Genomic DNA, 20,438 nt, shown 5'->3' on the forward strand with positions numbered 1-20,438 from the left:
CGGCGACGGCCTCCCTGTCGGTCAGGCGGGAGCGGTGGGGCGGCCGAGCGAGAGCATCAGCCGGTTCGCCCAGTTGAAGAAGGCCGCGCCGTGCACGACGTCTGCGATCTCGAGATCGTCCAGTCCGGCCGCACGGAGGCGCGCGATGTGCGCGGGACCGAACGCGCGGGGCGTGTCGGTCAGCGCGACCGCGGCGGCGACGATCGCGTTCCAGCGCTCCCCGAGGTCAGCGTCCACGCCCTCGGCGAGGAGCGCGTCGACGGCTTCCGGCCGCTTGCCGTGGTGCGCCGCGAACCGGGAGTGCACGGAGGCGCAGAAGACGCAGCCGTTGCGGCGGGAGGCGGCCGTCGCGGCGAGCTCCCGCTCCGCGCGGGGCAGCCCCTCCGCAGTGTTGTAGAAGATGTCCTTGTCGACGAGGGTGCGCGCGCGAAGCACCTCGGGGTCGCGCGCGAGCAGCCGGAAGTACTCGTTCTTCGCGCGGGCGGCGTCGACGAGGCCGTCGAGGTGCCGCGGAGTGAGATCCTCCTCCGCCAGCGGCGCGAGGTGCGGCGTCCAGCCGACCTCGGCGCGGGTGAAGGCGTCAGGATAGGGGGCATCGTCGTGGCGGAGCACGGTGTCGGCGGCGGTCATGCGGCCTCCTCGTCGGTGTCGGTGTCGTCGGTGTCGGTGTCGGTAGCGGTGGCGGTGAGTCCGGCCTTCTGGAGCACGCGGAGGCCGGTGACGACCCGCTGCTGGAAGGCGAGGAACGACACGAGCTGCGACAGCGTGACGATGCCGTCCGTCGACCAGCCGGCGTCGTGCAGGCGGCCGAGGTCGGTGCCTGATGCCTCGCGGGGGCGGAACACCAGCAGGTGCGTGTGCGCGAGAGCCGCCGCGAGGCGCTCCCCCAGGGCAGCCGATGCCGCCGCGTCCGGCACGTACCGCGCGCCGTCGGTGCTCTCGGCCTCCAGCCCGCGTTCGGTGTAGGCGCCGAACGGTCCGGTGGTCGCGGCGGCCTCGGCCTCTCGGGCGACGATCGCGGCGCGCTCCGGGTCGATCTCGCGGGCCTTCCCGGCGTAGAACTCCGCCGTGGGGTCGTCCTCACCGGCGAGAGCGGTCGCGAACGCCGCGATGAGCGCGCGCTCGGCGAGCGAGACGTGCTCCGCGGAGACCGGGTGGAACAGCGCGTCGAAGCTCGCCTGGAGCTGCTCCCTGGTCACGGGGCGGCGACGACGCAGCGCATCCAGCTCCGGCGTCACCCCCGTCAGCTGGTCGACGATGTCGGCGGTCATGCGTTCTCCTTCACGGTGGGGGTGTTCTCGGCAGTGCGGGTGCTCTCGGGATCCGGCGGGGACAGCGCGTAGCCGAGGGCCGGGGCGACCTCCGTCGCGAACAGCTCGATCGACCGCAGGACGTGGGCGTGCGGTGCGTCGACCGAGTGCACCTGGAACGCCACCTCGGTCGCGCGGTGCAGCGTCGTGTCCGCGGCGAGCGAGGCGGCGACCTCCTCGGGCGTGCCGAGATGCGTATCGAGAGCGACGATGAGGTCGTCGAGGTCGTCTCCGGGGATGGTCTGGCCCTGCCGACGGAAGCCCTCGGCCGCCCGCCGCAACCCGACCTCGGCGAACCGGAGCGCCTCGGCGCGGTCGTCCGCCACGAACACGGTGCGGGAGGCGGTGATGCGCGGGGTCGCCTCGGCGGGCAGCGCGTCGAGGTAGGCGTCGATGATGGGATCCTGCAGCGCGGACAGCGGGGCGTGCAGCCGGTCGTGGGGGCGGGGCTGCGTGCGGGACAGCAGCAGTCCGTGACCGTGGACGCCCGCCCGATGACCGCCGGGTGCCGAGAACGTCGCCTGCCAGATGCGCGCGGCCAGCGACCCCGCGTCCGGATACAGCGTGTTCCCCGCACCGATGTCCCGGCCGGCGAGAGCGTCGAGCAGGAGACTGAGCTTGCGGTCGTAGGTGGGCCCCTTGTCGCGCACGTCCTCCCCGAAGGGCGCGAAGGACGACGGGGTGCCGCCGCTGCCGAGCCCGAGGTCGATCCGCCCGTCCGCGAGCAGGTCGGCCACCACGGCGTCCTCGGCCACGCGGACCGGGTCTTCGAGGGGCAGGGTGATGATCCCGGTGCCGAGGCGGATCCGGGAGGTGCGAGCCGCCGCGTGCGCGAGGAAGACGAGCGGCGAGGGCAGCCCGCCTTCCGCCGCCCGGAAATGGTGCTGCGCCACCCACGCCCTCCCCACGCCGTGCTCCTCGGCGTGCTGGATCTGCGTCAGGGCGAGGCGGTAGCGGTCGGCCGGGGACGCGTCGTCGAGGAGCCGCGTGAAGAACGCGACGGTGGGACGAGGGGTGGTGGCGCTCATGCGAGGATCTCCGTTCGGCCGGGGACCGCGGCCAGCAGCTCCCGGGTGTTCTCGTGCTGCGGGTCGTGGAACAGCTCTTCGGTCGACCCGTCCTCCACCACGCGACCGCGGTGCATGACGGAGACGGTGTGGCTGATGCGACGCACCACGGCGAGGTCGTGCGATATGAAGAGGTAGGTGAGTCCGAGCTCGGCCTGGAGCGCGGAGAGCAGTTCGAGGATGCGCGCCTGCACCGTCACGTCGAGCGCCGACACCGCCTCGTCGAGCACGAGGATCTCGGGGTCGACGGCGAGCGCCCGTGCGATCGCGACCCGCTGCCGCTGCCCGCCGGAGAGCTCACTCGGCGTACGGCGGGCCGCATCCGCCGGCAGCGCCACGCGTTCGAGCAGGGCGACCGCGCGATCCCGACGCTCGGACCGGCCGCCGATGCGGAAGTTGTGCAGCGGCTCGGCCACGATGTCGGCGATCTGCTGCCGCGGATCGAGCGAGGCGAAGGGGTTCTGGTACACGAGCTGGATCCGTCGGCGCAGCGCACGCAGTCGCGCCCCCTCGACGGCCGTCGCGTCCTCCCCCGCGAGCTCCACGGTCCCGGCGTCCGGACGGAGGAAGCGCGTGACCAGGCGCGCGGTCGTGGACTTGCCCGATCCGGACTCGCCGACCAGCGCATGGGTCGTGCCGCGGCGCACCCGGAAGGAGACGTCGTCGACCGCCCGGAAGCGCTCACGACCCGCGACCCGAAACTCCTTCACGAGGCCCGCGGCCACGATCTCGTACGGCCTCTCGGCGGCCACCGCCGCGGCATCCCGGAGGAACGGCGGCGCGTCCGGACGCCGGAAGCCGGTCGTGAAGCCGGGCGCGTCCGCGAGCAGCTGCCGCGTGTACGGGTCTTCCGGCTCCGCGAGCACCTGCGCGCTCGGCCCCTGCTCCACGATCCGACCGTCCTTCAGCACCGCGATCCGCGCCGCCCGGTCCGCGGCGACGCCGAGGTCGTGCGTCACGAGCAGGATGCTCGTGCCGTCCTCGCGCTGCAGCTCGTCCAGCAGGTCCAGCACGCGGCGCTGCACCGTGGCGTCGAGGGCGCTGGTGGGCTCGTCCGCGATGAGCAGTCGAGGCCGGAGGGCGATCGCGGCCGCGATGAGGACCCGCTGCCGCATGCCGCCGGAGAGCTCGTGCGGATACTGTCGGGCGCGCAGATCGGGGTCGTCCAGCCCGACGCGGTCGAGCAGCTCGAGCACGCGGGCGTTCCGGGAACGACGGTCGCGATGCCCGTGCAGGCGCAGCACCTCGGCGACCTGCACGCCGACGGGGCGCACCGGGTCGAGCGACGTCGTCGGATCCTGCGGCACCAGCCCGATCTCCGACCCGCGGATGCCGCGGAACGCCCGATCCGACCATCCGGAGATGTCGAGGTCGCCGAGGCGGACGCGGCCGCCCTCGACCCGTCCGCCCTGCGGCAGCAGGCCGAGGAGGGTGTGCGCCGTGGTGGACTTGCCGGAGCCCGACTCGCCGACCAGGGCGAGCGTCTCCCCCTCGGCGATGGCGAAGGAGACGCCGTGCACGACCTCGCGACCGGCGTACGAGACCCGCAGGTCCGTCGCGGCGAGGACGGGTGAGGCTGGTGACGGAGGGGTCGCCAGTGTCATCGGGGGCTCCTTCCGAGCCGGTGGCTGATGCGGTTGGCGCTGAGCACGACGGCGACCACGACGAGGCCGGGCAGCGCCGTGAGCCACCAGGCGGTCGCGATGTAGTTGCGTCCCTCGGCGATCAGCAGCCCCCACTCGGGGGTGGGCGGCGGGGCTCCGTAGCCGAGGAAGCCGAGGGTGGAGATGGCGAGGATCGCCGTGCCGAACTGCAAGGCGGCGAGCGCGACGATCGGGGTGAGGGCGTTCGGGAGCACATGCCGGCGCAGCACGGCGACGAAGGTGCCGCCGCTGCCGTACGCCGCCTCGACGTACTCGGTGCGGCGCACCCGCGCCACCTCGGCGCGCATGAGCCGGGCGAAGGCGGCGACGCTGCCGAGTCCCACGGCGATCGCCGCGTTCACCGTTCCGAATCCGAGCAGGATGATGACGGAGAGCGACAGCAGCAGCCCGGGGATGGCCAGCAGCACGTCGACGATCCGCATCAGCACGTCGTCCACGATGCCGCCGGTCGCGCCGGCGACGGCCCCGAGGAGCGTGCCGAGCGCGAGGCCGACGGTCACGGCGATGAGCGCCCCTGACAGGGAGTGCACCGCGCCGTGCACGACCCGGCCGAACAGGTCGCGGCCCAGCGCGTCGGTCCCGAACCAGTGCGCGGCGCTCGGGGGCAGGAGCTTGTCGGCGGGTACGCCGGTCAGCGGGTCGCCCGGCGCGAAGACGCCGGGGATCACCGCCCACAGCACCGCCACGGCGACGACCGCGAACGCGAGGTACAGTCCCCAGGCACGCGACCGCCGTCGCGGACGGGATGCGGAGACGGGCGCCGGGGCGGACGGCGCGGTCGGGGCACCCGACGTCTCGACCGACGTCTCGGCGATCACGGGAGCGGTCATGCGGGCACCTCCTGGGCGGCGGGAAGGACGGGGCGGGAACGGGCGGCGCGCGCCGATCGCCGCTGCCGCGGGTCGATCAGGGGCGTGGCGAGGTCGACGGCGAAGCTGATCACCACGAACCCCAGCGCCGACAGCATCACCACTCCCTGCAGCACCGGGATGTCCTGGTTCGCGACGGCCTGCTCCGTGAGGCGTCCGATGCCGGTGCGGCCGAACACCGTCTCGGTGACCACGGCGCCTCCGACGAGCTCTCCGAACAGCACCCCCGCGATGGTGAGCGTCGGGACGGCGGCGTTGCGTGCGACCGAGCGCGTGAGCACCCACGCCGGCGGCGCCCCCTTCGCGCGAACCACGGTCACGAACGGCTGCGCCTGCACCCGGTCGATCGACCGGACCAGCACCTGGGCGAGCGGCGCCGAGATCGGCACGGCGAGCGTGAGGACGGGCAGGATCAGCCCGCTGACAGGATCAGCCCCCACGATCGGCACCCAGCCGAGTCCGAACGAGAACACCTGGATGAGCAGGATCCCGAGCCAGAACACCGGGACCGCGACGAACAGTCCCGGCACCTGGCGCAGGCCGTCCCGCAGCCACGCGAAGGGGGCGAGCGCGGAGAGCGCCGCGATCAGCACCGCGAGCACGACAGCGACCAGGAGTCCGAGCGCCGCGAGCAACAGCGTGGCGGGCAGCGCCTCGGCCAGCATCGTCCGCACCGGGGTGCCGTACTGGGTCGAGTAGCCGAAGTCGCCCGCCAGGAAGCCGAGACCCGCGTGCAGGTACTGCTCCCCCCACGGCACGTCGGCGCCGTAGGTCGCGCGGATGTCGTCGAGCTGCTCCGGCGAGAGCCCCAGGCTCGGGTCGGAGAACTTGATGAGGATGGCGTCTCCCGGCAGCAGCTGCAGCAGGAAGAACGTGGCCGTGAAGGCCGCGATCAGCACGATCGCGGCCTGCCCGGCCCGTCGGAGGACGAAGGTCATGGGGTCACCGTGATCCTCAGTGCTCCGCGAGCCACACGCCGGAGAACGTGGGCCGGCCGACCGACTCGAAGGCGACGCCGTGCACATACGTGGCCGCACCGTAGACCTGCGGCTCCTCGAAGAGCGGGATCACGTACGCCTGCTCCGCGATGTAGTCCTGCACGGCCTGCGAGGCGGCCACCCGCTTCTCGGCGTCCGGCTCAGAGGCGACGGCGAGCAGCAGCTCGTCGAGCGTCGCGTCCTGAGAGATGAGCACGTCGCGGTTCTTCGTGAAGTACTGGCTCTTGATCACGTCGAGGTCGGCACGCCCGACCATCGAGTGGTAGAACCCCGTCTTCAGCGGATCACGCGTGTCCTCCGCGTAGCTGCCCGCATCGCCGGGCTTGACGGTGAGCTCCACACCGACCGCCGCGAGCTGCTGCGCCACGAGCTCCAGGGTCTGCTTCGACAGCGGCTGCGGCTTGGCCTCGTAGACCGTGATCGACAGCCGCTCGCCGTCCTTCTCCCTGATGCCGTCGGCGCCGGGCTCCCAGCCCGCCTCGTCGAGCAGCGCCTCCGCCTTCTCCGGGTCGTGGGCGTAGTGCGCGGACTCGTCCTTGTAGCCCGCGGCCTGGGAGGACAGCACCGACGTGGCCACCGGGTAGTTCTCGGTGAACAGGGTGTCGACGACCTCCTGCGCGTCGACCGCGGCGATGATCGCCTGGCGCACGCGGATGTCGGACAGCAGCGGGTTCTCCGGGCGGAGGGCGATCGAGTTGTTCACGCCGCGGGTCTGCGGGGCGTAGAGCGTGAATCCGGCGCCCTCGACGCGGTCCTCGTCGAACGCCTGGACGTAGCGGACGTAGTCGGCCTGACCCGCGAGCAGCGACCCGATGCGGACGGAGTCCTCGGGCGTGACCAGCACGTGCACGGCGTCGAGGTAGGGACGACCGTCGTTCTCGGCGCTGTCCGGGCCCCAGGCGTAGTCGTCGCGGGCGGTGAGGGTGTACTCGGTGCCGAGCTTCTCGTCCGTGACCGTGAAGGGACCGGAGCCGATGATGTCCTCCGCGTTGCCCGCGCCGAAGTCCTCGATCGTGCCGTCCAGGGTCTCCGGAGACAGCAGTCCCGAGTTGATGGTCGACGTCGCCTGCAGGAATCCGGGCGACGGCGCGCTGAAGCGGAACGTCACGGTGTCCTCGTCGACCACCTCGCTGCCGGCGTAGTTGTTGATGGCCTCGGAGACGGTGAGCCCGCGCTCGGCGTCGCCCAGCCCGTAGGTGTCGAAGTTCTTCGCCACGGCGGCGGTGTCCACGGGTGTGCCGTCCGAGAACGTCACGTCCGGGTTGAGGTCGAAGGTGTACTCCGTGGCGTCGTCGTTCACGGTCCAGTCCACGGCGATCCACGGCTCGATCTCGAGCGTCTCCGGGTTCTGCCAGGTGAGCCGGGCGGCGATGTTGTTGACGATGCCGCCGTTCGGGTAGAAGCCGGCCTGCGGCGGATACAGGTTCGTGTAGGCCTGGTGCTCGAGATACGTCAGGGTGCCGCCGGTGACGGGGTCGCCGCCGGCCGCCGGTGAGACCGCGGGAGCGGGCGTGGACGCGCAGGCGGCGAGGCTCCCCGCGAGCACGAGCGGGAGCGCCACGGCGGCAGCGCGGATCAGACGACGGTTCATGCGGAGGCCTCCTGGCTTCGGGTGGGACGAGGTTTCTTCACGGTAGGAATCGGGGCTGCGACGGCGCGACTCGCGCGACACCACAGGTCACGCGTCGACATACGAGGAAATGCTGTCGAGCGCGCAGGGAGGCCTCGATCGGGATGCCCTGTTCTAGCGCCACCGACTCATGCGGGTCATTTCACTCTCGGAGCCGCGATTCTCCATCACTGCTGCGTCTGCAGTCCGGACCCGCTGCGCCCGCTGGCACCGATGCCTCACGGTCGTGGTGGTGCCACCGAGCGCATCGACGAGTAGAGGTAAAACCCAGAGCCGCCCCGACGACGGTGTCGGGGCGGCTCTTCAATCGCAGTGCGATCTCAGCAGCAGCATGAACGCTGAGGTGCGCGCATGCCACGAGGCATCATCGAATGCTGGAAACGTTCACCTGCTTTCCGGTGACCGTGAAACCAATCTGAATCCACGCCTTGGTTCCGTTGCGAAGAGGCATGCACACAGTACCCGGGTTGAACGGGTTCGTCGGCAGAGGATCGATCCAGCAGAGCTTCGCGTAGTAGTTTCCTGTCCAGAAGTCCTTGCGGGCACCCCAGGTTCCCTTGGTTGTGCCGAGAGTGAACCGATAGTTGATGCTGGGTGTGGCCGCGTGCCAGCACGGCTGTGAGGTGCTCGTGCAGTTTGGCGATGCCGCTCTCGTGCTGATGCTTCCCTGGGGCGGAAGCGAGCCGAAGACCTCCTCATTCAGCTCCGCCTCTGACATGGGAACCACCGACGTGACGTCCCCCGTGTAGGGATCGACGCTGACTCGCTTCAGGTCGTCGCTGGCGAGAAGATCCGCCTCCGCGTTGGTCAACTGCGAGAGGGATCCAACCTCGACCGGGGGCGGTGTCTCTTCGCTGTAGCTTGTCGCACTGTGCGCCGCTGTCCCCCCGGTAGCGACCATGATCACTGACGCAGATACGCCGATGATGGACTGAATCAACCGCTTCACTTTGACCACTCGTAGCTCCTGTTTATCTGTATCGGTACGAGCAGAATCGTGCCGTGCTTCGAAGCCGCACGGAACCGACTGGGGACGTATCGGTCCCGGATTTGAGGTTTCAATCTGGACCAGACACCCGAGACTGAGAAGACATGAACACACGACCTGGAGGGTTGAATAGTGCGTCTCAGATCAATAATCGCCGCATCTCTGGTAGTAGGCATCGCCGTCACGACACCGCATGCCGCTAGCGCCGAGAACGAGGCGGACACGATAGAAGAACTGCGAGCCGCAGCGCCCGAGATCGCAGAGATGATCGCACCATCCACCGTCTCATCGACATCGGTGGGTGATGTTGACGCGACGGTGAAAGGTGACACGATCTCGATCTCGTCCGATAGCGGAACGATTAGTTTGACCGCGGAAGAGACCGGTGCATCGAGCGAGGTCGAGGCTGTGCTTCTCGACGATGCATCCGCACTCTTCGCGATCCGGATCGATGATGCAACGGCGCCACGCACCTACGATTTCGCGCTGGACCTGCCGAGTGACGCCACCGCAGAGCTCCTTGAGGGTGGAGCTATGGCCTATCTCAACAGCAAGGGCGAGTATCTCGGTGGCGTTGCGGAGCCGTGGGCAAAGGATGCGATCGGCCAAGAGATCCCCACGTGGTTCACCTACGCTGACGGGGTGCTCACTCAGCATGTGGACATTGACGCGGTCGAGGATGTCGTCTATCCGCTCGTCGCTGACCCGTACCTGGGTAAGTGGCTTGTCGAGTCCGCGTACGTCACGAACCAGGGTGGCTCGAAGTACGTCGTCCGCGCTGTCCCGACCGCCTTCGGTCGCCAGAACAATGCGTTGGGCACCTACAAGTTCCATACCGCCGACCTGAAGGCCAGACTTGGCACGAATGCGAACAAGGTGACCTCAACGATTCTCAATCAGTTCCATTGTCACGTCGCAGCCAATGGCTCTGGCGGAGGAGCGACCTACGACATGGAGTCGTGGCGCCCAGATGTGTTCTGGTGGGTTCAGGTGGCGCAAGGATGCAACCCCTGATGCCGAGTTAGCTCACTGATCGAGCGTGCCCCGGGGGTCTACCCGGGGCACGCTCCGTCGCTCACACCCGATGTGCACGACCACAGGGACCCAAGAGCGTGTATCTGGCTGTCGCACTCTCGCTTGATATTGACGAGGCAGCAATCCCGTAGCGGCCTTGAACCGGTTTCTGAAAGTGTTCGAATCGTTAAATCCCACCGTTTCGGAAACATGCCGAAGTGGCAGATCCGGTCGCTCGCGAATGATCTTCAATGCGGCACCAATACGCACGTGAGAGATCGTCGACGAAACTCCGATTCTGCCACACGTTCGGAATGCTCTGGAAAGGTGCCTTCTCGAAACATGGAGCTTCTTCGCCAAGTTAATCGGGCAGAGTCGCGGATCGGCGAACTTCAGGTTGATTATTCCTATTGCCCGGGAGCGAAGCCTGATCACACCTGAGGGGTACTTTCCCAGGCGAAGATCGCCGCTGCAAGCATGATGAGGAGTGCGCCTCCAACAAACCACGCACCCCATACGACTCGTTTGCTCGGCTGGCGGACTGCGGCCACAATACCGAGCCCGACCGTCAAGAAAGCCCCGGCAGTGGCGATTCGGTAGGCCATCTCACCGGTTTGCCAAGTGGCCAACTCAGCAGGAGTCGGATCGTATGCCTCAATTTCGCCACCCATGGAGCCGAAATTGATGGCAGTGATGACAATCGGGATGAGAGTCAGGAGCAGGCTAACCGCAAAGGCGAGGAGCCACCATGACCATCTGAAAGTTCTGGTTGTCGGCATGGGTTCAATCACTCCTTCACCCTACGAATTGGTCGAGTCAGCCGCACGAGACTTTCGTCCTGGGAAGCTGACAAAGTTCTGTGAGAGAGCGATCGCCCGCCGCACCCCCTACGCTGAGACCATGACAGGTCTTCGGTGGGGAATCCTCGCGACCGGCGGCATCGCCGGCGCCTTCGCATCCGATCTGCGCACGGCCGGCCTCGACCTCGTCGCGGTGGGCTCGCGCTCGCAGGAGTCGGCCGACGCCTTCGCCGCACGCTTCGACATCGCGCACGCGCATCCGTCGTACGAGGCGCTGGTCTCCGATCCCGACGTCGACATCGTCTACGTCTCCACGCCGCACCCGATGCACCACGAGAACGCCCGGCTCGCCCTGGAGCACGGCAAGCACGTGCTCGTGGAGAAGGCGTTCACCCTGAACCGCACGCAGGCCGAAGACCTCCAGCAGCTCGCCGCCGAGCGCGGGCTGCTCGTGATGGAGGCGATGTGGACGCGCTACCTGCCGCACATGGTCCGCATCCGCGAGCTCCTCGCCGACGGCGCCCTGGGTGAGATCCGCGCCGTGAGCGCCGACCACACGCAGCAGCTGCCCACCGACCCCGCCCACCGTCTGAATGCGCTCGAGCTCGGCGGCGGCGCGCTGCTCGACCTCGGCATCTACCCGATCTCCTTCGTCTGGGACGTCCTCGGGGCACCGACCACCATCCGCGCGGTGGGGCGTCTGGTCGAGACCGGAGCCGATTCCGAGGTCGCCACCGTCATGATCCACGAGAGTGGAGCGGTCTCCACGACTCTCTCCTCCTCGCGCGGCGCCGGCCCCAACGCCGCGAGCATCGTCGGCACCGAGGCCCGCATCGACATCGATCGGGTCTGGTACACGCCCACCACCTTCCGTGTCGTGCGGCCGGACGGCACCGTGCAGGAGGAGTACGTCTCGGAGGTCGAGGGCCGCGGCATGCAGTACCAGGCGCTCGCGGCCGAGCGTCTGGTCCGCGACGGTCTCCTCGAGGGCGACATCCTCCCCATCGCGGAGAGCGTCGCCATCATGGGCGCCCTCGACGAGATCCGCGCGCAGATCGGCGTCCGGTACCCCGGTGAGGAGGACGACCGTGGCTGAGACGACCGACGCCCGCGTGGCGGTGTACCTGGACTTCGACAACATCGTCATCTCCTGGTACGACCGCGTCCACGGCCGCAACTCCTACGGCAAGGATCGCCAGCGCATCACGGAGCACCCGAACGACCCCGAGGTCGCCGAGCGACTGAACCGGGCGATGATCGAGGTCGGCGCCATCATCGACTACGCGGCGTCCTTCGGCACGCTCGTGCTCACGAGGGCCTACGCGGACTGGTCGTCGCCGGTCAACGCCGAGTACCGCTCGCAGCTCGTGGCGCGCGCGGTGGATCTCGTGCAGCTCTTCCCGGCCGCGGCGTACGCGAAGAACGGCGCGGACATCCGGCTGGCGGTCGACGCGGTCGAGGACATGTTCCGCCTGCCGGACCTGACCCACGTCGTCATCGTGGCGGGCGACAGCGACTACGTCCCGCTCGCGCAGCGCTGCAAGCGCCTCGGCCGCTACGTGATCGGCGTGGGCGTCGCCGGGTCCACGGCGAAGTCTCTCGCCGCCGCCTGCGACGAGTTCGAGTCGTACGACTCGCTCCCCGGCGTGGCGCGTCCGACGAAGACCACACAGCCCGCCGCCACCCCCGCGGTCGAGGTTCCGGCGGAGCCGTCCGCCCCGGCCACCTCGGACGCGGGTGCCGCGAAGCCCAAGACCGCGTCGAAGTCGCGCGCGAAGGCCAAGAGCAAGCCCACCGCCGAGGAGCCCAAGGTCGAGGAGAAGATCGACGACCAGGGCGAAGCCACGCGGCTGCTGGAGCGCGCGCTGCGTCTCGGCCACGACAAGGCGGACGCCGACGAATGGCTGCACAGCTCCGCGGTCAAGACGCACATGCGCCGCATGGACCCGTCCTTCAGCGAGAAGGCCCTCGGCTACCGGTCGTTCTCCGACTTCCTCAAGTCGCGCGACGACATCGCCGAGCTCGAGGAGACTGGGCACGAGCGCCTGGTCCGCCTGCGGGAGCCCTGAGCACAGCGGTCGTCCTCCCTGCCGTCACTGGTGGCGGAACGCGGCGTCGAAGGCAGCTTCGGGCTGCGGCCACAGCAGGGAGCGCACGAAGGCCAGAGCCTCGGGCGCTCCGTGCAGGCGGTCCATGCCGGCGTCCTCCCACTCGATCGAGATCGGCCCCTCGTAGCCGACCGCGTCCAGCGCACGGAAGGCGTCCTCCCACGGCACGTCGCCGTGGCCGGTGGAGACGAAGTCCCAGCCGCGCCGGGGGTCGCCCCACGGCAGGTGCGAGCCGAGCACCCCGGCCCGGCCGTTCCGCGGGCGCAGACGGGTGTCCTTGCAGTCGACGTGGTAGATCCGGTCGGCGAAGTCGACGATGAAGCCGACCGGGTCGATGTTCTGCCACATCATGTGCGAGGGGTCCCAGTTGAAGCCGAACGCGTCACGGTGGTCGATCGCATCGAGGGTGCGGACGCTCGACCAGTAGTCGTACGCGATCTCCCCCGGATGCACCTCGTGGGCGAAGCGCACTCCCTCCCCGTCGAACACGTCGAGGATCGGATTCCACCGGTCAGCGAAGTCCTGGAAGCCCTGGGCGATCACCGTCTCCGGCACCGGCGGGAACATCGCGACATAGGGCCAGATCGACGACCCGGTGAAGCCGACGACGGTGTCGACGCCGAGCTTCCTGGCCACCCTGGCCGCCCGCTTCATGTCCTCCGCGGCCCGCTGCCGCACGCCCTCAGCCTCGCCGTCGCCCCAGATATTCGGGCGCAGGATGCCCTCGTGCCGGAAGTCGATCGGGTCGTCGCACACCGCCTGCCCTGCCAGGTGGTTGGAGATCGCGAACACCCGCAGGCCGTGCCGGTCGAGGATCTCGCGCCGGGAGGCGACGTAGGCGTCGTCCTCGTCCGCCCGACGGAGGTCGAGGTGGTCGCCGGACGCGGCGATCTCCAGACCGTCGTAGCCCCACTCCGCGGCGAGGCGGGCCACCTCCTCGAACGGGAGGTCGGCCCACTGGCCGGTGAACAGGGTGACCGGGTGACTGCTCATGGATACTCCTTCGTCTCGCGGGGCTTCGTGTCGCGAGCGGGGGTTCAGGCCCCGAGGGCGCGCAGGTGGGCGATGCTGCGGGCGGCGAGGTCGTCCTGGCTCGCGGCGAGCGGTCTCCACACGGAGGCGGCGACGGCGATCGTCGCGTTCTCGCCCGTGAAGCTCTCCAGTCCCAGGGCGCCGCGGTAGCCGGCATCGTCGAGCGCGCGGAGCATCTCCGGCCAGTCGGTGTGGTCGTCGCCCACGGCACCGCGGTCGCTGCCGCACACCTGCACGTGCGCGATGGCGGCGCCGGCCGCGCGGACCGCGTCGGCCGGCCGCTTCTCCTCGATGTTGAGGTGGTAGGTGTCGAGGGCCAGCCCCACCCCGGCACCGAGCAGCGGCGCCAGCGCATCCAGACTCTGCGCCACGGTGTTCAGCACGCTGGTCTCGTAGCGGTTGAGCGGCTCGACGGCCAGCGTCACGCCGATCGCCGCGGCCTCCCGGGCGAGCGGAGCGAGGTTCTCCCGGAGCTCGCCGACGACCTTCGCCCGTTCCGCCTCGTCCATGCGCCAGGTGACGCCGGTCGGCGCGTAGAAGGGTCCGGCGACGATCGAGGCCCCGAGCACGGCCGCGGCGTCCAGGCACGCACGGAGGTAGTCCTGCGTCGCGGCGACGTCTCCGGCGCGCGCGAGCAGCGAGCGACCAGGACCCATCGCGCCGACCACGACCGCGCCCATGCCGAGGCCGTCCAGCACGGTGCGGGCCCGGAGCGGATCCCAGTCGCCGACGCTCTCCAGCGGCAGCTCCAGGGCGTCGTAGCCCATCCGCGCCGCCGTGCGGGCGAGCGGCTCCAGGGTGTCGTCCGTCAGCGGAGACGTCCAGACCCAGGTGTTGACGGCGATCGTGCGGGGCATCGTTGTCCTTGTGATCGTACGGGTGCTCCCACCCTCCCACTCGGCGCGGGCCGAGCGGAAGGGCGGGAGCACACGGGGTTACGGGATCTGACGCTCCTGCCAGACCGTCGGGTAGCCGGGGAGGTCCTCGCCGCCGAACTTGGCGTAGTGGCCGTCGGGCATCCCCTCGTTCGCCGCGAGGTAGTCGTCCAGCTCGGCCTCGGTGATCGGCTTCTGCGGGAGCACCCACTCCTTCGGCACCTCTTCACCCGCGAAGATCATCTGCGCCGCGAGCAGCGGGGTGCGCCACTGGAAGTTCGAGTACACCGGAGCGAGGCCGGTGAGACCCGTGTCCTTCCACTTGCGGAGGAAGCTCATCTCGTCCTCGCCGGTCATCACCGGGTAGTCGGCTCCGGCATCCTCGAAGGCCTCGATGGCGGCGACGGCACCGTCACCGGCGTCCATCCAGATGCCCTGCACGTCGCCCTTGGCGAGCTCGTCGCTGATGATGCTCTTGATCTCGGCGGGGTCGGCACCGGTGAAGTGGTCGACGGCCTCGATCCCGGCCTCCTCGAACAGCTTCTCGGCGCCGGCCCAGCGGTGCTCCAGCACGTCGACGCCGGGGAGGATCCGGAGAGCCACGACCTTGTCGCCCTCCTCCAGGTTGTCGATGAGGAACTCCGCGGTGTCGATGCCCCAGGCGAAGCCGCCGATCGGGTGGATGAACGTGACGGGGCAGTCGGTGTTCACGCCGCGGTCGAACACGACCACCGGCTTGCCCGTCTCGCACGCCCGCTCGACCGCGGGGGTCATCGCCGCCGTGCTGTTCGGCGAGATGAGGAAGACGTCGCAGTTCCCCTCGGAGATGAAGTAGTCGATGTCGGCGATCTGGGTGTCGTCGGAGTCCTGCGCGTCGCGGGTCTCCATCTCGCTGATCGCGCCCGACTCCTGCAGCACCTTCAGCTGCTCGTTCATCGTGATCCAGCCCGTCTGCCGCCACGGGTTCGAGATCGAGGCGTTCGCGAAGCAGGCCTTCTTGGCGCCGGTGCTGGCGAACTCCGACGTGTCGACCATCTCGGCGTTGATGTGCTGCAGGTAGGGCTGGTCGGCGGGGCCCTGGGGGTCGACGCCGCGCTCCTCGTCCTGCTTGTCGAAGAGCTCCTGGTCGAACCACTCGGTGGTCTCGGCCGACTCCTCGGGGTTCTCCGACTCCGCCGGCGCCACGGACGGGTCGGTCGTGCACCCGGCGAGCGCGATGAGGCCGAAGAGGGCCACCCCTGCGGTGGCGATCTTCATCGATCGTCGCATTGCTAATCTCCTCTGGTTGTAGGGCTTGATGCGGTGGTGCGGTTCTCGGCGTTCTCGGTCCCCGCGGTCGGGACGTCCGTCGGCTGGGGACCGCGCCGGCGGCGGGCTCGGAAGGCGACCCCCGCATAGGCGACGGCCGCGATGATGATGACGCCCTGCACGGCGTCGCGGAGCGTGGAGGGCACGCCCGCGATGTTCAGGAGCAGGAACAGCGCTTCCAGCGCGAACGCTCCGGCCACGGCGCCGACGATCCACCCTCGTCCTCCGCCGAGCACGACGCCGCCGAGCACCACCGCGGTGATCGCGGTGAACTCGTAGCCGCGGCCGACGGACGGGTGCACCCCCGCGTACCCGACGAGCAGGACGGCGGAGAGGGTGGCGGAGAGGGAGGACAGCACGAACGCGCGGGTCGTGACCCAGGCCCGGCGGGCACCGGCGTAGTCCACCGCGCGGGCGTTGTCGCCGATCGCGATGAGGGTCTTGCCCAGCGGGCGCGTGGTGATGACGATGCCGAGGGCGAGCCAGGCGGCGAGCAAAAGGACGGCCCAGGGCAGGAACTCCAGCACGGGGAGGTCGCGGATCCCGCCGCGACCGATCTCCCGGAAGCTGTCGGCCGGGTTCCCCGTGGCCGCGCCGCCCGTCCACCACATCACGCCGCCGAGCAGGGCGAGCATCATGCCCAGCGTCACGATGAACGACGGCACCTTGAGCAGCGTCGTGAGGACGCCGTTCACGAGCCCGACGACCACACCGAACACGATCATGAGCAGCAGGACAGGGAGGGTGCGGGCGTCGTCCTGGCCGACGAGGTTGCCGGCGATGATGACCTGCGCCGTGATGAGCGATCCCTGGGAGAGGTCGAACTCCCCCGCGATGATCACGAAGTACTGCCCGATCGCGACGATCGCGATGGGGGCGACGCGCTGCAGGTACCGCATGAACTGCCCGGGCTCGGCGAAGCTCGGGTTGAGCACGGCGACCGCGACGAGCAGGATCACGAGCAGCAGGAAGACCGCCCCGCGGGGGCTGACGAGCGTGCGCAGCGCGTTCATGAGCGTCCTCCTTCCCGCACGGAGGCGGTATCCCCGGCGCTGTCGACGGCGGCGACCTCGGTGGTCGGATCCGCGAGCTCGGCGGCCGCGACCGCCATGTCGGCTTCGGCCGCCTTCGCGGCGTCGTCTCCCCCGGTGCGCGTGCCGCCGGCGCCGAAGCGGGGACGACGCCGCACGATGGCCCGGCGGCTGTAGACGGCGACCGCGGCGACGATGACGATGCCGCGTACCACGTCCTTGAGGAAGGGATTCACCTGCAGCACGCTCATGACGTTGTCGACGACGGCGAGGATGGCGACGCCGCCGATGGTGCCCCAGATCGAGCCGCGTCCGCCGAGGAGCAGGGTGCCGCCGAGCACGACCGCGGCGATGGAGAGCAGCGCGTAGCCACCCTGCTGACCGACCGTCGGGCTGCCGACGCCGAGACGGCTGGCGAGCAGGAGTCCGGCGAGGCCCGCGAACACGGAGCACAGCACGTGCGCCCAGATCAGCGGGAGGCGGGTGCGCACACCGCTGAGCCGCGCGATCTCGGGGTCGCCGCCGACTGCGTAGAGATGGGCGCCGGTACGGGTGCGGTTCAGCAGCACCCAGACCAGCACGGCGAGCGCGATCATGATGAGCGTGGACACCGGGATCGGTCCGACGCCGGTCGCGCCGATGAGCTGGAACGCCCACGGGACCTCGCCCGCCGAGCCTTCGAAGTTCGTGTTGAGGATGCCCTGGAGGATCAGCCCGACGCCGAGCGTCGCGATGAAGCCGTTGACCTTGAGCACGGTCACGATGAGCCCGTTCACGAGCCCGATCCCCGCGCACACGAGGAGCGTCACGATCACCGCGAGCGGGATGTTCCCCGCGTTCCCGGCCATCATCGTCGCCGCGAGCAGGCTCGACAGGCTGATGACGTAGGTGACCGACAGGTCGAGCGAGGCCCCGAGCACCACGAGCGTCTGCCCGATGGCCACGAGGCCGAGCACGCTCATCCCGGTCAGGATGTCGCGGATGTTCCCCGGGCTGAGGAAGTTGCGACCGACCGTGGCGACGAGGATCGCGCCGACCACGAGCGCGAGCAGCAGGATGCCGAGCACGATGACGGTCGAGTCGATGCGGAGACGGGCTCCGGTGCGGCGGCTCATCGCGCACCCCCGTTCGTCGAAGGACCGCGGTCGGCGCCGGTGGCCGCCGCGAGGATCTCGTGCTCGGCCGCACCGGCCGGCAGCTCGGCGACGAGTTCGCCGTCGTGCATGACGAGGATGCGGTCGCTCATGCCGATGACCTCCGGGAGCTCGCTCGAGACCATGAGCACGGCCTTCCCCTGTGCCGCCAGCTCGCGCATGAGCTGGTAGACGGCGTACTTGGCCCCCACGTCGATGCCCCGGGTCGGCTCGTCGAAGAGCACGATCTGCGGCTGGGTGAGCAACCACTTCGCCAGCACCACCTTCTGCTGGTTGCCGCCGGACAGGAAGCGCACCTCCTGGTCGAGACCGCGCGAGGACACCTCCAGTGTGCGGAGCACCCCCGGCACCTCCCGGCGCGACGCGGCGGTGCGTCCCGCGAACACGTTCCGCACCACGAGCAGGGCGTTGTCGAGGATCGACTGCCCCAGCGCGAGCCCCTGCGCCTTGCGGTCCTCGGAGACGAGGGCGAGTCCGGCGCGCACAGCCGCGCGTGGTCCGCCGATCCGCACCGGCTTCCCGTCGATCCGCACGGCGCCGCGGGTGAAGGCCTGGATGCCGAACACGCCCTCCACCAGCTCGGTGCGCCCCGACCCCTGGAGCCCGGCCACCCCGACGATCTCCCCCGCACGGAGCGTCAGCGACACCCCGTCCACGTAGGCGTTCCCGCAGCCGTCGAGTTCGAGTCGGGGCGCGCCGACTGCGGTGCCGGCCACCGGGTCAGGGAAATACGACTGGATCGACCGCCCCACCATCCGGCGCACGAGCTCGTCGGTGGTCAGCGCCGCGGTCTCGTCCGTGGAGACGAGGGCGCCGTCCTTCAGGATCGTGATGCGGTCGCAGAGGTCGAAGATCTCCTTCAGCCGGTGCGACACGTAGATGACGGCAACCCCTCGGGACGTGAGCCGGCGGATGATCGCGTACAGCAGCTCCACCTCGCGGTCGCTGAGGGCGGCGGTCGGCTCGTCCATCGAGATCACCTGCGCGTCGAACGACAGCGCCTTCACGATCTCGACGATCTGCTGCTCGGCCACCGTCAGCGAGCCCACCCGGGACTGCGGATCGATGAAGGAGACGCCGAGGTCGCTCAGCAGCTCCCCGGTACGCACGTTCATGGCCCGGACGTCGATGAGCCCCGCGCGCCGCGGCTCCCGGCCGAGATAGACGTTCTGCGCGACCGTGCGCTCCGGGAGCAGGGTGAACTCTTGGAACACCGTGACGATGCCGGCGTCCATCGCCTGCCGCGGGTGCGCGTGGCGCACTTCCGCGCCACGGTACGTGATCGTCCCCTCGTCGGCCGGCTGCACGCCCGCGATGATCTTCATGAGGGTGGACTTGCCCGCGCCGTTCTCGCCGACGAGGCCGTGCACCTCCCCGGGCCGCACGTCGAAGTCGATGCCCTTCAGCACCTCGACGCCGAAGAACGCCTTGCGGATCCCCGCCACCTGCAGCACGGGCTGCGTGGTCGTCACGGTCATGCCGGCACCTCCGTCCAGCGGCCCTGGTGGGCGGCGGAATCGAGCACCGCCGCGGTCAGCACGGCGGCGCGGTGGCCGTCGGCGAACGTCGGCAGTCCGTCAGGGACCTCGCCCGCGATCGCGGCGTAGACGTCGGCGACGAAGCCGTTGAAGGCGTCCTGATACCCCATGGCATGCCCGGCCGGGACGCGCTGCAACCGGGCGGACTCCGGGTCGGCCGTGGCGGGGTCGCGCAGCAGCAGCCGCGACTCCTCGCGCATGCCGACCCAGAGCTCCTCCGGCCGTTCCTGCTCGAACCGCAGACTCTGCCGCGTGCCGTGCAGCTCCAGGGTGAGGGCGTTCTTCCGGCCGGCCGCCATCTGGGAGATGAGCAGCGTGCCGAGGGCCCCCGCCGTGGTCTCGACGAGCACGGCGACGATGTCCTCCGTGTCGACGGCCTGCCCGGCCCGCTCGGCGAAGACCCGGCGGGTGCGGGCGCTCAGCGCGCGGATGCGGTCTCCCGTGACGAACTCGAGCAGGTCGCACAGGTGCGAGCCGATGTCGGCGAACGCCCGGGAGGCGCCGCCGGACGAGGATCGCACGCGCCAGTCGTCGTCGGTGGGCCGCAGCATCCAGTCCTGCAGGTAGGAGCAGTCGAGCGTGAGGAGGTCGCCGGCCTCGCCGCGGGCGACGCGGGCCCGGGCCTCGCGCACCATCGGGTGGTAGCGGTAGACGAAGGGGACGGCGGCGACGAGGCCGGTCTCCTCGGCGGCCCGGGCGAGCATCGCGGCGTCCGCGGCGGTGGTCGCGAGCGGTTTCTCGCACACGACGTGCTTGCCGGCACGCAGCGCCCGCAGGGCGAGGTCGGCATGCGTCGCGTTCGGGGTGCAGATGTGGACGACGTCGATGTCATCCGCGGCGAGCAGGTCATCCGCGTCGTGCGCGGCGCGTTCGGCTCCGAGCATCTGCGCGGCGTCCCTGGCTCCCTGGGCGGATCGGGTGGCGACGGCGCGCAGCGCGCCGCCCGCGTCTCGGGCGGCCGTGCGGTGCACGCGGGCCATGAAGCCCCCGCCGAGGATCCCGGTTCGGATCGTCCCGAGACCGGTGTCAGTGACATCCGTTGTCATGCCGGT

At 70.0% G+C, this 20,438-nt stretch carries 20 protein-coding genes; 3 read left to right on the forward strand and 17 right to left on the reverse strand.

Features of this window, described 5'->3' with window-relative positions; translation table 11 throughout:
- Positions 1 to 21 precede the first annotated feature (21 nt).
- The 8 genes from WFJ36_RS11400 to WFJ36_RS11435 all read right to left on the reverse strand — a co-directional run bounded on the left by WFJ36_RS11400 (position 22) and on the right by WFJ36_RS11435 (position 8,496).
- Positions 22 to 630 (reverse strand): alkylhydroperoxidase domain protein, encoded by a 609-nt coding sequence (locus WFJ36_RS11400; protein WP_071330027.1) that lies wholly within the window; start codon positions 628 to 630, stop codon positions 22 to 24.
- Positions 627 to 1,271 carry a CMD domain protein gene (locus WFJ36_RS11405; RefSeq protein ID WP_336643313.1) on the reverse strand — a complete coding sequence of 215 codons (645 nt, stop codon included), beginning with the start codon at positions 1,269 to 1,271 and terminating at the stop codon, positions 627 to 629. Before WFJ36_RS11405 ends, WFJ36_RS11400 begins: the two co-directional genes overlap by 4 nt.
- The gene (locus tag WFJ36_RS11410; protein WP_336643314.1) at positions 1,268 to 2,338 is read right to left on the reverse strand and encodes a putative FMN-dependent luciferase-like monooxygenase; all 1,071 of its coding nucleotides are present in this window, start codon (positions 2,336 to 2,338) and stop codon (positions 1,268 to 1,270) included. Before WFJ36_RS11410 ends, WFJ36_RS11405 begins: the two co-directional genes overlap by 4 nt.
- Positions 2,335 to 3,981: an ABC transporter ATP-binding protein gene (locus WFJ36_RS11415; RefSeq protein WP_336643315.1), complete on the reverse strand. Its 1,647-nt coding sequence runs from the start codon at positions 3,979 to 3,981 to the stop codon at positions 2,335 to 2,337. The genes WFJ36_RS11410 and WFJ36_RS11415 overlap by 4 nt, the downstream gene beginning before the upstream one ends.
- Positions 3,978 to 4,871 carry an ABC transporter permease gene (locus WFJ36_RS11420; protein WP_071330023.1) on the reverse strand — a complete coding sequence of 298 codons (894 nt, stop codon included), beginning with the start codon at positions 4,869 to 4,871 and terminating at the stop codon, positions 3,978 to 3,980. The genes WFJ36_RS11415 and WFJ36_RS11420 overlap by 4 nt, the downstream gene beginning before the upstream one ends.
- The gene (locus WFJ36_RS11425; protein ID WP_071330022.1) at positions 4,868 to 5,848 is read right to left on the reverse strand and encodes an ABC transporter permease; all 981 of its coding nucleotides are present in this window, start codon (positions 5,846 to 5,848) and stop codon (positions 4,868 to 4,870) included. The genes WFJ36_RS11420 and WFJ36_RS11425 overlap by 4 nt, the downstream gene beginning before the upstream one ends.
- Positions 5,849 to 5,864: 16 nt before the next feature.
- A complete protein-coding gene (locus WFJ36_RS11430) occupies positions 5,865 to 7,499 on the reverse strand; it encodes a TIGR04028 family ABC transporter substrate-binding protein (protein ID WP_336643316.1) in 1,635 nt (544 codons plus the stop codon).
- A gap of 403 nt (positions 7,500 to 7,902) precedes the next feature.
- A complete protein-coding gene (locus WFJ36_RS11435) occupies positions 7,903 to 8,496 on the reverse strand; it encodes a hypothetical protein (RefSeq protein ID WP_143049340.1) in 594 nt (197 codons plus the stop codon).
- Between the two features lie 162 nt (positions 8,497 to 8,658).
- On the opposite strand from WFJ36_RS11435, the gene WFJ36_RS11440 reads away from it, so the two are divergent.
- Positions 8,659 to 9,540 carry a DUF2599 domain-containing protein gene (locus tag WFJ36_RS11440; RefSeq protein WP_336643317.1) on the forward strand — a complete coding sequence of 294 codons (882 nt, stop codon included), beginning with the start codon at positions 8,659 to 8,661 and terminating at the stop codon, positions 9,538 to 9,540.
- A 12-nt stretch (positions 9,541 to 9,552) separates the two neighbouring features.
- On the opposite strand, the gene WFJ36_RS17150 is transcribed toward WFJ36_RS11440, so the two are convergent.
- Both WFJ36_RS17150 and WFJ36_RS11445 read right to left on the reverse strand, forming a co-directional pair.
- Positions 9,553 to 10,056: a helix-turn-helix domain-containing protein gene (locus WFJ36_RS17150; RefSeq protein ID WP_396654699.1), complete on the reverse strand. Its 504-nt coding sequence runs from the start codon at positions 10,054 to 10,056 to the stop codon at positions 9,553 to 9,555.
- Entirely contained in the window at positions 9,972 to 10,331 is a 360-nt protein-coding gene (locus WFJ36_RS11445; RefSeq protein WP_177173816.1) for a hypothetical protein, read from the reverse strand. The genes WFJ36_RS17150 and WFJ36_RS11445 overlap by 85 nt, the downstream gene beginning before the upstream one ends.
- Before the next feature lie 109 nt (positions 10,332 to 10,440).
- Here WFJ36_RS11445 and WFJ36_RS11450 point away from each other — a divergent pair, with 109 nt between their 5' ends.
- Together WFJ36_RS11450 and WFJ36_RS11455 are read left to right on the forward strand one after the other, a co-directional pair.
- Entirely contained in the window at positions 10,441 to 11,436 is a 996-nt protein-coding gene (locus WFJ36_RS11450; protein WP_071328783.1) for a Gfo/Idh/MocA family protein, read from the forward strand.
- Positions 11,429 to 12,409 carry an NYN domain-containing protein gene (locus WFJ36_RS11455; protein ID WP_071328784.1) on the forward strand — a complete coding sequence of 327 codons (981 nt, stop codon included), beginning with the start codon at positions 11,429 to 11,431 and terminating at the stop codon, positions 12,407 to 12,409. The genes WFJ36_RS11450 and WFJ36_RS11455 overlap by 8 nt, the downstream gene beginning before the upstream one ends.
- Before the next feature lie 24 nt (positions 12,410 to 12,433).
- Here WFJ36_RS11455 and WFJ36_RS11460 read toward each other — a convergent pair whose 3' ends face one another.
- From WFJ36_RS11460 to WFJ36_RS11490, 7 genes are all read right to left on the reverse strand, one after another.
- On the reverse strand, positions 12,434 to 13,441 hold the full coding sequence (locus WFJ36_RS11460) for a sugar phosphate isomerase/epimerase family protein (protein WP_071328785.1): 1,008 nt from the start codon (positions 13,439 to 13,441) through the stop codon (positions 12,434 to 12,436).
- A 44-nt stretch (positions 13,442 to 13,485) separates the two neighbouring features.
- A complete protein-coding gene (locus tag WFJ36_RS11465; protein ID WP_071328786.1) occupies positions 13,486 to 14,337 on the reverse strand; it encodes a sugar phosphate isomerase/epimerase family protein in 852 nt (283 codons plus the stop codon).
- A gap of 78 nt (positions 14,338 to 14,415) precedes the next feature.
- A complete protein-coding gene (locus WFJ36_RS11470; protein ID WP_371259839.1) occupies positions 14,416 to 15,612 on the reverse strand; it encodes a substrate-binding domain-containing protein in 1,197 nt (398 codons plus the stop codon).
- A gap of 14 nt (positions 15,613 to 15,626) precedes the next feature.
- Entirely contained in the window at positions 15,627 to 16,676 is a 1,050-nt protein-coding gene (locus WFJ36_RS11475; RefSeq protein WP_256209421.1) for an ABC transporter permease, read from the reverse strand.
- Positions 16,673 to 17,809: an ABC transporter permease gene (locus tag WFJ36_RS11480; RefSeq protein WP_025105580.1), complete on the reverse strand. Its 1,137-nt coding sequence runs from the start codon at positions 17,807 to 17,809 to the stop codon at positions 16,673 to 16,675. The genes WFJ36_RS11475 and WFJ36_RS11480 overlap by 4 nt, the downstream gene beginning before the upstream one ends.
- Positions 17,806 to 19,326: a sugar ABC transporter ATP-binding protein gene (locus tag WFJ36_RS11485; RefSeq protein WP_071328787.1), complete on the reverse strand. Its 1,521-nt coding sequence runs from the start codon at positions 19,324 to 19,326 to the stop codon at positions 17,806 to 17,808. The genes WFJ36_RS11480 and WFJ36_RS11485 overlap by 4 nt, the downstream gene beginning before the upstream one ends.
- On the reverse strand, positions 19,323 to 20,432 hold the full coding sequence (locus tag WFJ36_RS11490; RefSeq protein ID WP_071328788.1) for a Gfo/Idh/MocA family protein: 1,110 nt from the start codon (positions 20,430 to 20,432) through the stop codon (positions 19,323 to 19,325). Before WFJ36_RS11490 ends, WFJ36_RS11485 begins: the two co-directional genes overlap by 4 nt.
- Positions 20,433 to 20,438 lie beyond the last annotated feature (6 nt).

It is taken from the genome of Microbacterium sp. MMO-113 (genome assembly GCF_037148555.1).
Taxonomy (GTDB): Bacteria; Actinomycetota; Actinomycetes; order Actinomycetales; family Microbacteriaceae; genus Microbacterium.